At 64.6% G+C, this 15,522-nt stretch carries 14 protein-coding genes and 1 pseudogene; 9 read left to right on the forward strand and 6 right to left on the reverse strand.

Annotated elements, in window-relative coordinates; genetic code table 11:
* Position 1: 1 nt before the first annotated feature.
* Positions 2–121: pseudogene (locus FA90_RS26525) on the forward strand (mandelate racemase); the annotation flags it as partial.
* Between the two features lie 2 nt (positions 122–123).
* Here FA90_RS26525 and FA90_RS15105 read toward each other — a convergent pair.
* Positions 124–483, reverse strand: a complete 360-nt coding sequence (locus FA90_RS15105; protein WP_081933871.1) for a putative signal transducing protein — start codon at positions 481–483, stop codon at positions 124–126.
* 21 nt (positions 484–504) lie between these two features.
* Complete coding sequence (locus FA90_RS15110; RefSeq protein ID WP_036170019.1) at positions 505–1,809, reverse strand: DUF445 domain-containing protein; 1,305 nt, start codon at positions 1,807–1,809, stop codon at positions 505–507.
* A 112-nt stretch (positions 1,810–1,921) separates the two neighbouring features.
* Here FA90_RS15110 and ybaL point away from each other — a divergent pair, with 112 nt between their 5' ends.
* A complete protein-coding gene (ybaL, locus tag FA90_RS15115) occupies positions 1,922–3,622 on the forward strand; it encodes a YbaL family putative K(+) efflux transporter (RefSeq protein WP_036170021.1) in 1,701 nt (566 codons plus the stop codon).
* A 150-nt stretch (positions 3,623–3,772) separates the two neighbouring features.
* Positions 3,773–5,905 (forward strand): FUSC family protein, encoded by a 2,133-nt coding sequence (locus FA90_RS15120; protein ID WP_036170023.1) that lies wholly within the window; start codon positions 3,773–3,775, stop codon positions 5,903–5,905.
* Positions 5,906–5,982: 77 nt separating this feature from the next.
* Here FA90_RS15120 and FA90_RS15125 read toward each other — a convergent pair whose 3' ends face one another.
* Positions 5,983–7,950, reverse strand: a complete 1,968-nt coding sequence (locus FA90_RS15125; protein ID WP_036170025.1) for an AAA family ATPase — start codon at positions 7,948–7,950, stop codon at positions 5,983–5,985.
* Between the two features lie 523 nt (positions 7,951–8,473).
* Here FA90_RS15125 and FA90_RS15130 point away from each other — a divergent pair.
* The gene (locus tag FA90_RS15130) at positions 8,474–8,746 is read left to right on the forward strand and encodes a hypothetical protein (RefSeq protein ID WP_036170027.1); all 273 of its coding nucleotides are present in this window, start codon (positions 8,474–8,476) and stop codon (positions 8,744–8,746) included.
* Positions 8,747–8,874: 128 nt separating this feature from the next.
* On the opposite strand, the gene FA90_RS15135 is transcribed toward FA90_RS15130, so the two are convergent.
* Together FA90_RS15135 and gstA are read right to left on the reverse strand one after the other, a co-directional pair.
* Positions 8,875–9,426, reverse strand: coding sequence for a DUF1697 domain-containing protein (locus tag FA90_RS15135; RefSeq protein ID WP_036175876.1), 552 nt, complete (start codon positions 9,424–9,426; stop codon positions 8,875–8,877).
* 91 nt (positions 9,427–9,517) lie between these two features.
* Positions 9,518–10,129: a glutathione transferase GstA gene (gene gstA, locus FA90_RS15140; protein WP_036170029.1), complete on the reverse strand. Its 612-nt coding sequence runs from the start codon at positions 10,127–10,129 to the stop codon at positions 9,518–9,520.
* A 144-nt stretch (positions 10,130–10,273) separates the two neighbouring features.
* On the opposite strand from gstA, the gene FA90_RS15145 reads away from it, so the two are divergent.
* Together FA90_RS15145 and FA90_RS15150 are read left to right on the forward strand one after the other, a co-directional pair.
* Complete coding sequence (locus tag FA90_RS15145; protein ID WP_036170032.1) at positions 10,274–10,612, forward strand: hypothetical protein; 339 nt, start codon at positions 10,274–10,276, stop codon at positions 10,610–10,612.
* Positions 10,609–11,451 carry an HDOD domain-containing protein gene (locus FA90_RS15150; protein WP_036170034.1) on the forward strand — a complete coding sequence of 281 codons (843 nt, stop codon included), beginning with the start codon at positions 10,609–10,611 and terminating at the stop codon, positions 11,449–11,451. Before FA90_RS15145 ends, FA90_RS15150 begins: the two co-directional genes overlap by 4 nt.
* A gap of 160 nt (positions 11,452–11,611) precedes the next feature.
* Here the strand turns inward: FA90_RS15150 and FA90_RS15155 are convergent, their stop codons facing one another.
* Positions 11,612–12,007, reverse strand: a complete 396-nt coding sequence (locus tag FA90_RS15155) for a hypothetical protein (protein ID WP_036170036.1) — start codon at positions 12,005–12,007, stop codon at positions 11,612–11,614.
* A 543-nt stretch (positions 12,008–12,550) separates the two neighbouring features.
* Between FA90_RS15155 and miaB the strand changes: the two genes are divergently transcribed.
* From miaB to ybeY, 3 genes are read left to right on the forward strand one after another with little or no spacing between them, the layout of a single operon-like run.
* Positions 12,551–13,927, forward strand: coding sequence for a tRNA (N6-isopentenyl adenosine(37)-C2)-methylthiotransferase MiaB (gene miaB / locus FA90_RS15160; RefSeq protein ID WP_036170038.1), 1,377 nt, complete (start codon positions 12,551–12,553; stop codon positions 13,925–13,927).
* Complete coding sequence (locus FA90_RS15165) at positions 13,924–15,042, forward strand: PhoH family protein (RefSeq protein ID WP_036170040.1); 1,119 nt, start codon at positions 13,924–13,926, stop codon at positions 15,040–15,042. Before miaB ends, FA90_RS15165 begins: the two co-directional genes overlap by 4 nt.
* Complete coding sequence (ybeY, locus tag FA90_RS15170) at positions 15,023–15,493, forward strand: rRNA maturation RNase YbeY (protein WP_036170042.1); 471 nt, start codon at positions 15,023–15,025, stop codon at positions 15,491–15,493. The genes FA90_RS15165 and ybeY overlap by 20 nt, the downstream gene beginning before the upstream one ends.
* The last annotated feature ends 29 nt before the right edge of the window (positions 15,494–15,522 follow it).

Below are 15,522 nucleotides of genomic sequence, written 5' to 3' on the forward strand. Positions count from 1 at the left end.
AGGCGGCTTCCCGGACGGCGTCAAGGTCGAGAATGGCTTCATCACGATGCCGGACCTGCCGGGCATCGGCTTCGAGGGCAAGTCGGACCTGATCAAGGTGATGCGCGAGCTGTCGGCTTGAGCCTAGGCGGGTCTGCCCACGTCGGCGTCGTCGCCGAGTTCGAACTCGCCGCGCCCCAGCGCCGCCAGCACCGCCTCGGCCTGCTGGACGAAATCCTGCGGCACCAGCACGCGCACCCCGCCCAGCGCCGGCGCCCACAGCATGTTGGCCTGCACCAGCTGATCGTCGGCCAGCACGGCCGGGATGCCGGACGCCTCCAGGCAGCCCTGGGCCAGGCGCGCTTCGATCGGCGCCAGGTAGCGCGCGACCTCGAACAGGTCGCGGCCCGGCAGCAGCGCGTCGTCCGGCGCGCCCTGCGCAGCCTGGCTCGCGGGCGATTCGTCCGGCCCGTTCCATCCTTGTACGCTGAGTGCCTTGTCCATGAGCTTCCCCTGTCGATGGTGTTATAAGAGCCGCGGCAAGCTGGAGAGCAGGTACAGCACCACCCCGATCAGCCCGCCGACCACGGTGCCGTTGATGCGAATGTACTGCAAGTCCTTGCCGATGTTGAGTTCCACCTGGTGCGACATCTCCGTGCTGTCCCAGTTCTTGACCGTCTCGGCGATGTGGCCGGTCAGGAAGCCCGCGAACTCGGGCGCCGCGCTGCGCGCCGCCAGTTCCAGGTTCTGGTTGAGCGAGGCGCGCAGTTGCGGATCCTCGGCCAGCATGCGCCCGATCCAGGCGCCGCTCGCGACCAGGCGCGTGCGCAGCTGCGAGTCGTCCTTTTCCAGGTCCATCTTCAGCCACGCCTTCAAGTCGCTCCACAGCGAGCCGAGGTAGCCGTTCAGCGTCTCGTCGCCGATCAGGTAGCGCTTGACGTCCTCGCCCTTCCCGATGAACTCGGGGTCGACCTTCAGGCGCTCGATGAATTCGTGGGTGAAGGCATCGAAGCGCTGGCGCAGCGGATGCCCGGGGTCGGCGCTGACGCGGTCCAGGATGCCCGAGGCCAGCTTGACCGTGATGTCCGCGCCCTTCCTGCCGATCATCTCGGAGGGCAGCATGCGCTCCATGAACGCGTACTCCTCGCGCAGCCAGTCGACGATGCCCTGGGCGATGAAGGCTTGCGTTTCCTCGTTGGCGAGCAGCTTGGCCAGTTGGGCGATGCCCTCGTCGAGCAGCTGCTGGTGGCGGCCGTTGCGCGTCACGCCCTCCAGGATCGTACCGACAGTCTTGGACAGGTCGACCCCTTGAATCATCGTGTGCACGGCGCGGCGGACGAAATTCTGCACGGCGGCGTCTTCGATGAAGTCGAGCGCCCAGCCGCCGACGCGCACCAGGTAGCTGCCCAGGCGCTCGGCATTCTCGGGCTGGACCAGCCAGTCGGCCACCTTCTGCGCCGGGTCGTGGCGCTGGATCAGCTTGATGATCGATTCGGTGTCGAGGAATTTCTCGTGCACGAAGGCGGCCAGGTTGTCGGCGATGCGCGCCTTGTTGGCCGGGATGATCTCGGTGTGGCGCGAGACGAACGGGATCGGGATGCGCCGGAACAGCGCGGCGACCGCGAACCAGTCGGCCAGCGCGCCGACCATGGCCGCCTCGGCGAAGGCTTTGAGCAGGCCGATCCACCAATTGGCCGGATCATGCGCCGACCAGGCCAGCGACGCGACGAACAACAGCGCGGCGCCAAGGAAAAACGACAGCGCCAGCCGTTTCGACTGGCGCAGCTCGGCTTCCTTGGCGCTGTGTTGACGGTTGGACGTGGGCTGCATGTTCCCATGCTAGCCCAGGCTGGATGAGTTTGTCGCGCAGCATCCGCGTGGCGGCGTGGCGGAGTGCGTCCTGTATACTGGGCTTCACGTATTGACAATGAGGCCACACCGCATGCATGAAAATATCAGCCTGATCACCACCATCGCCGCCGCCCTCGGCTTTGGCCTGCTGTTCGGCATGCTCGCCGTGCGGATTCGCCTGCCGGCGCTGGTCGGCTATCTCGCCGCCGGCGTGCTGATCGGCCCCGCCACGCCCGGCTTCGTGGCCGACGTCGCCCTCGCCTCGCAGCTGGCCGAGATCGGCGTGATGCTGCTGATGTTCGGCGTCGGCCTGCATTTTTCGCTCGACGACCTGATGGAGGTGAAAGGCATCGCCCTGCCCGGCGCCGTGCTGCAGATCGTGGTGGCGACGCTGATGGGCATCGCTTTGTCCCACCTGTGGGGGTGGAGCCTGGGCGCGGGATTGGTGTTCGGGCTGGCGCTGTCGGTGGCCAGCACCGTCGTGCTGCTGCGCGCGCTGGAAGACCGCGGCCAGCTCGACTCGTTCAACGGCCGCATCGCGGTGGGCTGGCTGGTGGTCGAGGACCTCGTCACCGTACTGGTGCTGGTGCTGCTGCCGGCGCTGGCGGGGCCGCTGGGCGGACACAACGGCGACGATGCGCACGGCGGCTCGCTCTGGCTGGCGCTGGGTAAAACGCTGCTGTCGGTCGGCGCCTTCGTCGCGCTGATGCTGCTGGTCGGGCGCAAGCTGTTCCCGTGGTTCCTGTGGCGCGTCGCGAAAACCGGATCGCGCGAGCTGTTCACGCTGGCCGTGGTCGCCGCCGCGGTCGGCATCGCCTACGGTTCCTCGCATCTGTTCGGCGTGTCGTTCGCACTGGGCGCCTTTTTTGCCGGCATGGTGCTGCGCGAATCGGAACTCAGCCACCGCGCCGCCGAAGAGACGCTGCCGCTGCGCGATGCATTCTCGGTGCTGTTCTTCGTCTCGGTCGGCATGCTGTTCGATCCGCGTGTGCTGGTCGACCATCCGCTCGAGGTGCTGGGCGTGGTCGCCGTCATCCTGTTCGGCAAATCGCTGGCGGCCTTCATCCTTGTGCTGGTACTGCGCTACCCGGTCGGCACGGCGCTCACGGTGTCGGCCAGCCTGGCGCAGATCGGCGAGTTCTCGTTCATCCTGGCGGCGCTGGGGATGTCGCTCGGGCTGCTGCCGGCGCTGGGCCAGAACCTGATCCTGGCCGGCGCCATCATCTCGATCGCCGTCAACCCGCTGATGTTCAAGCTGGTCGCGCCACTGGAGGCGCTGCTCCAGGCGCGCCTCGCGCCCCCGCGCGGGCTCACGCGCGCGCCCGACCCGCTGGCCGAACTCCCGACCAGCGTGCCGCACGAACAGCTGAGCGGCCAGGTGGTGCTGGTCGGCTTCGGCCGCGTCGGCCGATACCTGGCCGGCGAGCTGGCCCGGCAAGGCGTGCACGTGGTGGTGGCCGAACAGAACCGCGAGATCGTCGAGGACCTGCGCCGGCGCGGCCAGCCGGCGGTGGCCGGCAACGCGGCCGAGCCGGCGGTGCTGATCCAGGCCCACATCGCGCGCGCGTCGATGCTGGTGATCGCCACGCCCGACACCTTCCAGGTCCGTGCGATGGTCGAGACCGCGCGCGCGCTCAACCCCGGCATCCGCGTCGTGGTGCGCAGCCACAACCAGGAAGAAGCGCGCCTGCTGCGCGAGGACACCGGCGGCGCCGTGTTCGTCGGCGAGGACGAGCTGGCGCACAGCATGGCGCGCCACGTGCTGGCCGGGATGACGGCGCGCGCGCACTGAGCATGTACCGAGCCGGCGCCGGTCGCGCACGCCGGCGCGCAGGCGTGCGAGCCGGCTTGGCCGCATCTTGTACAGTCACTGTTCAGCCACTGCCGTGCCCGCGCCGTGTCGCTCCATGCCATCGTGGCTTCGTGCGCCGGGTCCAACCCCATGAGCGACCGAAACCCTGACTTGATCCGTTACCTGCTGGACCGCCTGATCGCCTCCGATCCCGCGCGCGACCGCTTCAGGAGCGCCCTGCGCGCGTTGCTCACGGCGCTGGTCAGCGCAGGCGTGTTCCTGCTCATTACCCGTCAGTTCGACCTGGAATACAAGCTGTCGCTGTGCGGCATCGTGGTGCCGATGATCGCCGTGGTGGCCATGCAGGACCCCGGCCGCAGCCAGCAAAAGGAGACCATGGCCTGGGTGCCGGTGCTGGCCAGCGCCGCGCTGATCGTCGGCACGCTGGTCGCCGAGAACCCCTGGCTGAGCGGCGCGCTGTTCCTGCTGACCATCTTCGGCGCCTTCCAGATGCGCCGCTTCGGTCCGCGCGGCGGCGGCCTGGGCGTCATCGCCTACCAGTCCTTTTTCTTTGCGCTGCTGTTCAAGACGCCGCCCGACAAGATGCTGTGGGATCCGGTGTTCGTGTTCATCGGCTGCGCAATCGGCTACGCGGTGCATTTCTGGCTGGTGCCCGAGCGCCCGGGCCGCGTGCTGCACGGCGAAGTCCACGCCTACCGCGCCCGCATCGCCGCGCTGCTGCATGATCTGGCGCGCTGGCTCGACGCCGGCGCCAAAAGCAGCCGGGCCGACAAGGCCAGCCAAAAGCGCATCGACGCCCACCTGGCTGCGCTGAACGCCCAGTCTCTCGCGCTTGACACGCGCCTGGCCGGCTTCACCCAGGGCCGCGAGGATGGCGACGGCAAGCGCTTGCGCGAACAGGTGCTGCGCTGCGAGCTGGCCGCGGAAACCATCGCCGACGTCGCGCGCAGCCTGCACGACGACCCGGCCGCGCGCCGGGCGCTGGCGGCCGCGCTGCGCGCGCTCGAAGCGGCCAGCGCCAGGCAAGCGCAGCCGCTCGACGCGCGCGCCTGGGAAGCGGCTCTCCCCCCGACCCTGCCCGACGATGCGCGCTGGCGCCTCGGCCAGGCGGCGCGCGTGCTGACATCGTCGCCGCCATGGCGCGCGCCGCTGCCGGCGATGGGCGACGAGCACAAGCCGCAGCAAGCGCAGCAGTCGGCCCCGACGACGGCCAAGATGGAGGGCGGCAAGGGCAGCAGCATGTTCGACGACACCACCCGGCGCGCGCTGCAGGCCGCCGCCGCCGCCCTGGCCGCGCTGCTGATCGGCCACCTGACTGCGCCCCAGCACTGGTACTGGGCGGTGTTTTCCGCCTTTATCGTGTTCACGCGCGCGGCCACGGTCGGGCAGACCTTCTCCAGTGCCTGGCGCCAGGTGCTGGCCTCGCTGGCCGGCTTGTGCATCGGCGTGGTGTGCGTACAGGTCGTCCAGGGCAGCCAGGCCGGCGAACTGGCGCTGCTGTTCCTGTTCGTCGCGATCGGCTTCTATGCCTTCAAGGGCGTGCAGAACCTGTATACGATGATGCTGACCGCGATGCTGGCCATGCTGTGGGAATTGATGGGCATGGACAGCGCCAGCCTGCTGCTGCTGCGCCTGGGCGAGACGACCGCCGGCGGCGTCAGCGCGGTGCTGGCGGCGCACCTGGTGCTGCCGGTGCACACCCAGGACGAATCGGACAGCAAGGGCGCCGACCTGCTGCACGCGGCCGGCCACCTGCTTGCCGCAGCGCTCGAGGATGGCGAGCCCAAGCCGCTGTACCTGCCGGTGCGCGACCTCGACCGCAAGCTGCAGGCGTTGCGCCAGACGCTCGGCCCGGTCACCCATCCGGCCTACCCCGGGGCCAGCGACGGCCACCGCCAGCAGTTGCGCCAGCTCGCGCGCATCGCCTTTTGCGTGCGCCATTTTTACAACCTGGTGGTCAGCCATGGCTCGACAGGCCATGCCGCCCTCGCGCACGCGCACGCGGTGCAGGCGCGCGCGCGTGCGCTGGCGCCCGAGCTGGACGCGGTGGCGGCCAGGCTCGAGGCGCCCGGCGCGCTGGGCGCGCAGCCGGTGCAGCCGGGACCGAGCGTTGCGGTCTTCCCACCGCTCGACCAGGCTGCGGCCGATGGCTTCGAGGGCGGCAACGAAGGCGGCGCCGATGAGCGCCTGCTGCGCATCGCCACCCGCTGGCTGCAGGAGGCGGACGGCTTGCTGCGGCCGATGCTGTCGCCCCAGCACTGAGATAAAAAAAGGCGGACATCGCTGTCCGCCCCATCAACCCGGGCCAGGCCCGGGATCCATCAAACAAGCACCAAAACTTATGCCGCCGCCTCTTCGGCTTCGGTGCACAGCGTCAGGCTGACGTGGCGCGGCGCCTGCAGGCCGTCCATGAAGATGTCCTTGTGCGCTTCCAGCAGTTCGAACACGGCGTCCTTGGACAGCACGTACTGGTCGAGCAGCGTGTCCTTCAGCGCGACGATCACGTCCTTGTAGTCGCGGATCGCGTCCAGCGTGTAGCTGTAGAGCTCATCCGACTTCTCTTCCACCTGGCGCAGCGTGTGCTCGCCGGAGGCATCGTTGGCCAGCTGGCTGTAGTCGATCTTGGCGCGCGAGTACATCGACAGGCGGCCGACCATCAGGTTCAGCATCTTGGTGATCTTCTCGATGTCGTTCTGGCTGCCGACCGAGATGCCGCGGGCGCCGTAGAACAGCTCTTCCGCCGCGACGCCGCCGTACAGGCCGATCACGTCGCGCTCCAGCTCTTCCAGCGTACGCAGCGACATGTCGTCACCCGACTGCAGCACGTAGCCCAGCGCGCCGATCTTCGACACGGCTTCGGTGCTGATCTTGAGCAGGTGCGATTTTTCCTTCACCTCGGCCAGGCTCATGCCGGCGCGCAGGAACGGGTCGATCTGCATGAAGAAGTGACCCAGCTCATGCACCGCGATGCGCTCGCGCTGCTTGTGCTTCTCGGCAGTAGTGGCGCGGTCGGTCAGGCCGATCGTGGCGCGCTCGTAGGCGCGGAACAGCAGGTCGGTATTGATGATGACCTTTTCCTGGATCGACAGCATCGATGCGCGCTCGACCACCGATTCCAGCAGCGCCGGGCTGAGGTTCTGGGTGATCTCGGCCACCTGGTCGAGGTCGAGGTCGTCGTAGTCGACCAGGCCTTCCTTCTTGCGGGACAAGAAGCTGCGCAGCAGTTCGCGGCGCTCGGCTTTATTCGGCAGGCGGAAGTTGATCTTGACCGAGAAGCGGCGCAGCATCGCTTCGTCCATTTCGGTCGAGGCATCGTCGAAGTTCGAAGCCACCACCCAGATCACGCCCTGGCCCTTGTCGCTCTTGACGCCGTCCAGCAGGCCCAGCAGGGTGTTGGCGGTATCGTCTTCCCATTTCTTTTCGCTGCGGCCGCGCGGCATGAACAGGCTTTGCGCTTCGTCCAGGAAGATGATGCAGCGGCCCTTGCTGGAAGCCTTGCGATACAGCGCGTTCAGGGCTTTCGAACCGCCGCCGACGTAGCCCGATTCCAGCGCCGAACCGGACGCCTGGATCAGCGGGATGTCGAGGCGCTTGGCCAGGTAGCCGACCAGCTTGGTTTTACCGGTACCGGCCGGACCGGTCAGCATGACGTTGAACGGCTTGTCGATGTTGTGCTCTTTATAGAGCTCGCGGTTGCGGATCATGTCTTCCAGGTGCAGCACTTCCTGCTTGATGTCTTCCATGCCGATCAGGTCGTCCATCGAACCCTTCAGCTTGTCCGGCGAGATCATCTGGGCGCTCATGCCCATGCCCGGGATACCGAATTTCATCGAATACAGGATCAGGCCGCCGATCAGCAGTTCCAGGCCGTGGCGCTTCAGGAATTCGAGCGTATCGGCGCCGAAGCCTTCGTTTTCTTCTTCCATCACGGCCTTGTGGGACGCCAGGTAGTCGTCCTTGGCGATCGAATACGGGATCGCGTTCTTCAGCAGGACTTCGCGCTCGAGCGACAGGTGCGAGGTGCTCGGCACTTTCACCACGTGCAGCTGCGGCGCACCCTTGAACTTGAAGATGTAGCGCGGCGCGTCGGACAGGGGCTTGGCCACCAGCAGATAATCCAGGCGATCCTTTTGCGCGGCCAGCTGGGTGATCTCGGCGATGTTTTGCGAATGCACGACCGGAGCCGGGTCCTGCGGGATGTCGGCTTTATAAATGGCCCAACCGGTCAGCATGCCTAACACCACGGCGGTCAAGATTCGAACGTAAACATTCTTGAAGGCAATTTGAAGTCGGGCAAAGTTCGGCATATCGGTACTCTACAAAAACGAAATGTGCGGGAAACTGCGTTGATTCTTGCGTGGCCTTCCGAAGTGCCGGTTGGACGCGAAAGGCGGCGGTGTGATTAACCGCGATGGGTTCAAACGTGTGCGTTTGTTATTCTTTTGATGCCCTAAGGCAATAAGGATATGGAGACTATACGCCCAAAGAAAAGAGAGGTGTATACCGTGCGCAGAAAAAATTTCGCACTACCACATCAGTAAGCAAAAAGGCATCGCTTTTTCTTGCAAAATCAATAATTTAGCCCACTCTAACCAAAGAAAAAAGACACCATTTATCAACAAACCAATAGACAATCGATCAATTAATTGCGCTTTTCGCATGTCATAAATATTAATTTTTCCAGCCAATTATGCTGATTCAAGTCGACATAACGGGCGCGATTCGCACCGCGTTTTTGCTATTCTAAATTGGATTCGGTAGCACCCGCTTGGTTACTCTCGGTTACAGACCGGGTTGGCTTGAACGCCTCGGACGCGTGAAGGAACGACCGTGAAACGATACGCACTTGCGGCAACACTCAGTCTCTTGTTCGGTATGTCGATGCACGGGGCCGCCCAGGCCGCTGCGATCGATCTCAGCCTTGGCGAGCCGGCCCATGCGTCCGGCATGGACAAGCCGCCGGCGGCAAGCCGCATCGATTCGGCCGGGATGCCGGCCATGAGGTCCGAATTACCCGAGCCTGATGTGCTGGCGATGATGCTGGTCGGCGTGATCCTGATCGGCTATCGGGTGAGCCGGGACAGCAGTGAAAAATTCGAGTGAGCGTGCCGAGTCAGCGGAAAAGGCTCGTGAGTTCGCTGCTGCGAAGGCGCCTGAAGGGATACGGCCGCGCCGTGATCTTATACAGATAGGGGGATGTCGCCGGAAATCAAGGTTATGGCGATAAAACTTCAGCCCGCACCTTCCGCGCATAAGGTTTGCAGCTTGAGCAAGGTGGACCAATTGCGCGACGTGGTGGCGTCGCCCAGCTGCTTGCCCAGGGCGGCGGCGGCGGCGCTGTCGAGGATGCCGTCCGGACACCAGACGTAGGCGGCGCGTTCGCCCAGCGCCACCGCCCCGGGACCCCAGTCCAGCGCGCACAGGGCGGCGATCGATTGACGGTGCTCGGGCCTGGATACGATGAAGGTCAAGAGGCGCGCATGGTCGTGCGCCTGCTCGAGCAAGGGATTGCCGCCGATGATGCCGTCCAGCTCGCCGGCGTCGAGCACCAGGACGCGCGCCGCGACGCCCAGCTTGAGCACCAGGGTGTCTTCGATCTCGGTTCCGACCGTGTCGTATGGCCGGGCCGGGCCGCTGAACACCAGGTTGCCGCTGTTCAGCACGCTGCGCACGTCGCCGTACCCGAGGTCGGCGACGAGCTTGCGCAAGTCGGCCATCGCGATGCGTTTCGCGCGGCCAACGTTGACGCCTCTCAGCAGAGCAATGTAGCGTTTGCTAGTCATGCTGCGCATGGTAGCGCACCGAATCGGCGCACGGCACACCATGCGCGTCTATTTTTGTAAGCGCTTGTCGACGCGCTTATTTGACCAGGCTTTATTTAAGCAAGCCCTCGGCGCGCAGCGCCTGCTGCACCGCCGGACGCGCCGCGACGCGTTGCTGGTAGGCGCCCAGCACCGGCCAGTCGGACAGGTCGAATTGCACGAACGCGGCCCAGCTCAGCACCGTAAACAGATAGGCGTCGGCCACCGTGAATTGCGAGCCCATCAGGTAGTCGCGCTCTGCCAGCTTGCCGGCGACGTAAGCGAAGCGGGTACGCAGGTTGGTGCGCGCGGCGTCTTTCGCGTCTTCGCTCGAGGTCGGGCGGAACAGCGGGCTGAAGTTCTTGTGCAGCTCGCCGGAAATGAAGCTCAGCCACTCCATCACCTGGTAGCGCTCCAGCGTGCCGTTGGACGGGGCCAGGCGGCGGTCCGGCGCCAGGTCGGCGATGAATTGCACGATCGCGGCGCCCTCGGTCAGCACGGTGCCGTCCTTCAGTTCCAGCGCCGGCACATAGCCCTTCGGATTGATCGTCAGGAAGTCGACGCCGCTTTCGGTCTGGCGGCCGTTGCGCAGGTCGACACGTTCCGTCGTGAAATCCAGGCCTGCTTCGAGCAAGGCGATATGCGGCGACAGCGAGCAGGCGCCGGGAGCGTAATACAGTTTCATGTGATTCCTATTTGATCAAAGACATTACCCGCATCGGATATGCAGGACCCAGCGAGAATACAACAGTTTGCCGGACAGCGACTATCCACCCCGGCCATGCCCCCTCGGCAAATGTTAAGATAAATATATTGATAGGAGGAAAATATGAGTGCAGCGATTCAGCTGACGCCTTTGCACGACGCTCGCCCCGGCATGGTGCTGTCCGACGTGCTGCTCGACCCCAAAGGTAATGTCTTGCTCGCGCAAGGCGTCGTGCTGACCGAAGCCGTGCTGGCCTCGCTGGCGCGCCACGGCGTCGAATCGCTGCCGATTTTCCATGCCGAGTCCGGTACGACGGCGCCGGCCTTCGATGCGCAAGCCGTGCAAGCGCGCCTCGATTACCTGTTCCGCGCCAACGTGCGTGACGACCACGCCGACTGGGCCACCGGCATCCTGCGCCGCTACGTCGAAGATTACCGCCTGCAGCGCACGGTGGGCGCATGAGCCGGCTGACTTCGGAGCAGATTGTGCAGAGCGTGCGCGACTTGCCGTCGATGCCGGCGGTGGTCATGGAGTTGCTCAGCAACATAGAGCAGGACGACATCGATATCTCGGTGCTGGCAAAAAAAGTGTCGTACGACCAGGCCTTGACCGCCAGGACCCTGCGCCTGGCCAATTCCTCATCGTATGGCTTGCAGGTGAAAGTCACCACGATCCAGCAGGCGATCACGTATCTCGGCTTCCAGACCACACGCAACCTGATCACCGCGGCCGCCCTGACCGGCTGTTTTCCGAGTGGGACCTGTCCCGGTTTCAACGACAGGGCCTTCTCGCGCCATTCGATCGCGACCGCCGCCTGCGCACGCGCCCTGGCGCGGCGCATACGCTTCAACCAGGACGTCGCCTTCACGGCCGGCTTGCTGCATGACATCGGCCGGCTCGTGCTCGTGACGGCCGATCCGCAAGCCTACGGCGAAGTCGTCGCCTTGCGCGCGCGCGAGGACAAGGAATGGCTGGATGCCGAGCGTGCGGTGCTCGGGGTCGATCACGTGGAGGCAGGCGTCGCGCTGGCCGAGCAGTGGAATTTTTCCGATACGATGCGCCAGGCAATTGCATATCACCATGCACCGGATTCGCTCGGCGCAGGTTTTCTTGCGGCGATCGTACACGTCGCCAATGCGGTCGTGCATGCGCTCGATGTCGCCGGCGAGGAAAACGAAGGCGTACCGCGCATCGCCAGCATCGCCTGGGATGCCATGGGACTCAATGAAGAAGCTTACCTGCACTTGTTCCGGGAGACAGAAGTGCAGTTTACGGAGATGTCGGCGGTCCTGATGGCCTGAACCGACGGCAGGGGCGGATCAAAAGGAAGAGTTGCGAAGACCCCGGTGCGGCCAGGGCCGTCCGGGGTCTCGCTGACGGCAGCCGGGGCGTTCGAAAACACGCGCCGGGCTGCCGGGTCGAGCCGCAGGCATGACAGGACCGGCTGTCATGCCAACGGCATCAGTGCGCATAATTGCCGGACTTCGACGATGCCTCGTTGTTCTGCTGCGGTTGCTGGGCTTGCTGTTGGGCGGCTGCAGCAGCTGCGGCTTCCTTGGCAGCTTTTTCTTCGGGCTTCGGGCGGCCCTGGGCATCGGACAGGCGGTACTTGGTGCGGCGATCGCCCATCAGGTCGCGCAGGTCGCGGATGCTCATGCCGGTGACTTCGTGCATGCGGATCAGCAGCGAAGCGCCGACCGGCAGACGATGGTGGCGGATCTTGCTGATCACCGGCGGAGCGACTTCCAGCATGCGCGACAGCGCGGCGTCGTTCTTCAGCTGCATTTTGCCGAGCAGAATGTCGAGCAGGTGGTTGGGGTTGTAGCTTTCCTGTGATGACAGAGCGTGATGTGCCATGATTTCCTCGTGTGTGGTTAAAATAGTTCTTTACGAACTTGTTTAAAGACTAAATTTCGTCAACTTAAGTTCCCGGATTCGCGACAGCAGCCTCCGGACTACGTACGCTTCCAAACTCACTTCCCTTTACGTACTTGTCTTTCGAACAAATTATCAAACTCATACGAGGTTCCGAACCTCGACCAGAGCACAGAAATTGTTGGTCGAAATCAAGCTAACGCGTGGAAAGCTTGTCACATAAGCATTTCAGCACATGGTGACAGATTGTGGCGCACGCAAGAGTTTTTTTGAACACATTTTGCAATCGCCTTGCGGCAAGAACTTATTGATTTACAAGAAGAAACAGATTGCCACCGCGTTGGCAATAGTCAAGATAACAGTTGGCAATGCGAATTCAAGATTTAACAATGTAACCGACTGTATCAAAAATTAAGCAGTAGAAATTAATGATTCCTTAAGGTATCGTAATTCGTCTGCGCACCGCCTTTTCCGGTGCTTTCCACGATTTACGTTAAACTCCCCGCATTCAACCCATCGCACTCCATGCAGAAAAAAGTATTCATCAAGACCTTCGGCTGCCAAATGAACGAGTACGACTCGGACAAGATGGCGGACGTGCTCGGCGCATCCGACGGCCTGGTACGCACCGACAGGCCGGAGGATGCCGACGTCATCCTGCTCAACACCTGCTCGGTTCGTGAAAAGGCGCAGGAGAAGGTCTTTTCCGACCTCGGCCGCCTGAAAGAACTCAAGCGCGACAAGCCGGGCCTGGTCATCGGCGTCGGCGGCTGCGTTGCGTCGCAGGAAGGCGAAGCGATCGTCAAGCGCGCGCCCTACGTCGACGTGGTGTTCGGCCCGCAAACTTTGCACCGCCTGCCGCAGATGATCGAGGCGCGCCGCAACTCCGGTTCGGCCCAGGTCGACATCACCTTCCCCGAAATCGAGAAGTTCGACCACCTGCCCCCGGCCAAGGTCGATGGCCCGGTGGCCTACGTCTCGATCATGGAAGGCTGCAGCAAGTACTGCAGCTACTGCGTGGTGCCCTACACGCGCGGCGAGGAAGTCTCGCGCCGATTCGAGGACGTCCTGACCGAAGTCGCAGGCCTGGCCGCCCAGGGCGTCAAGGAGATCATGCTGCTCGGGCAGAACGTCAACGCCTACCGCGGCACGATGGAAAGCGGCGACGTGGCGGATTTCGCCCTGCTGCTCGAATACGTGGCCGAGATCCCCGGCATCGAGCGCCTGCGCTTCGTCACCAGCCACCCGAAGGAATTCACCCAGCGCCTGATCGACGCCTACGCCAGGATCCCGCAGCTGGTGAACCACCTGTACCTGCCGGTGCAGCACGGCTCGGACCGCATCCTGCAAGCCATGAAGCGCGGCTACACGGCGCTCGAATACAAGTCGATCATCCGCCGCATCAAGGCGGTGCGCCCGGACATCTCGATCTCCTCCGACTTCATCGTCGGCTTCCCGGGCGAGACCGATGCCGATTTCGAAGCGATGATGAAGCTGGTCGACGACGTCGGCTTCGACAACAGCTTTTCCTTCATCTTCAGCAAGCGCCCCGGCACGCCGGCCGCCAACCTCGAGGACGATACGCCGCACGAGGTCAAGCTGGCGCGCCTGCAGCGCTTCCAGGCCAAGATCGACGCCAACACCCGCAAGATCAGCGCGGAGATGGTCGGCAGCGTCCAGCGCATCCTGGTCGAAGGCCCGTCCAAGAAGGGCCAGACCAGCGATGGCAAACCCGAGCTCGCCGGCCGCACCGAGAACAACCGCGTCGTCAATTTCGCCCCGGGCGAGCTCGGCGAGTCGCTGATCGGCCAGCTGGTCGACGTGCGCATCACCGAGAGCCTGGATTACACCCTGCGCGGCGACCTGGTCGCCAGCCTTGATACGATTGCCAAAGCCAGTTGAAAACCCAGACGCCTACCCAGCCTTCGTATTTCATTCCCGAGCCGCTCGATAACACGCGGCTCGCCCACCTCTGCGGTCCGCTCGACGAGAACCTGCGCCAGATTTCGGCCGCGCTCGACGTGACGATCTTCCGCCGCGGAGAAAAATTCATCGTCAGCGGCAGCAATGCCGAGCGTGCGGTCGAACTGCTCGAGCGCTTCTACGCGGTGGCCGACAAGGTCGTGCCGATCGAGGAAGTGCAGCTCGCGCTGGTCGAACAGCGCGCCGGCCTGAAACCGAAGCCCGCCGAGGCCCCCGCCGCGCTGCAGAAGGAGCCTGGCGCGCAAGCCACCGAGGAAGCCGCCAAGGCCGAGGACGGCGACGCCGAGGCCGGCGAGGAGGAGCTGGTCAGCCCGGCGCTCAAGACCCGCCGCGCCGACCTGCGTGGCCGCACGCCGCACCAGATCCAGTACCTCAAGGCGGTGCTGGAGCACGACATCGCTTTCGGCGTCGGCCCTGCCGGCACCGGCAAGACCTACCTGGCGGTGGCGTGCGCAGTCGACGCGCTGGAACGCGACGCGGTCAAGCGCATCATCCTGACCCGTCCGGCGGTGGAAGCCGGCGAGCGCCTCGGCTTCCTGCCGGGCGACTTCGCCCAGAAGGTCGACCCTTACCTGCGTCCGCTGTACGACGCGCTGTACGACCTGCTCGGTTTCGACCGCACCCAGAAGCTGTTCGAAAAGGGCGTGATCGAGATCGCGCCGCTGGCCTTCATGCGCGGTCGCACGCTGAACCACGCCTTCGTGATCCTGGACGAAGCCCAGAACACGACGCCCGAGCAGATGAAGATGTTCCTGACTCGCATCGGCTTCGGCAGCAAGGCCGTGGTCACCGGCGACGTCACCCAGGTCGACCTGCACAAGACCCAGCGCAGCGGCCTGGTCGACGCGCTGCACGTCCTCAAAGACGTGCGTGGGATCGCCTTTACTCACTTCTCGAGCGCCGACGTGGTGCGCCATCCGATGGTCGCGCGCATCGTCGACGCCTACGAACAGTCCGCGTCGATGCAGGAGCTGGGCGCCCTGCCCGGCGTGGCCAACAAACCGGCAGCACGAAATGTCCGAAAAAAAGCATAAGCTCGAACTCGACGTCCAGTACCCGGACGCGCGCCTCGAGTCCACGATCACGCCCGAGATGGTCGAGCGCTGGGTGCAGGCCTCCCTGCTCGGCCCGGCCGAGCTGGCGGTGCGCTTCGTCGACGCGGCCGAGGGCCAGACCCTGAACCGCGACTACCGCGGCAAGGACTATGCGACCAACGTGCTGACCTTCGCCTACAACGAAGGCGCCGAGATCGGCGAGGACGAGCCTACCTGCGCCGACATCGTCCTGTGCACCGACGTGCTGCAGCGCGAAGCCCATGAGCAGAAGAAGACCGTCGAGGAGCACGCCGCCCACCTGGTGGTGCACGGGGTGCTGCACGCGCAGGGCTTCGACCACGAGGACGACGAGGAAGCCGAGGAGATGGAGCAGCTCGAGCGCGACATCATGGAAGCGCTGCGCTATCCGGATCCGTACGCGGAGGACTGAAACCGTCGACGCATGAAAAAAGGGGCCGC

The sequence above is a fragment of the Massilia sp. 9096 genome, assembly GCF_000745265.1.
In the GTDB taxonomy this organism is placed as follows: domain Bacteria; phylum Pseudomonadota; class Gammaproteobacteria; order Burkholderiales; family Burkholderiaceae_D; genus Telluria.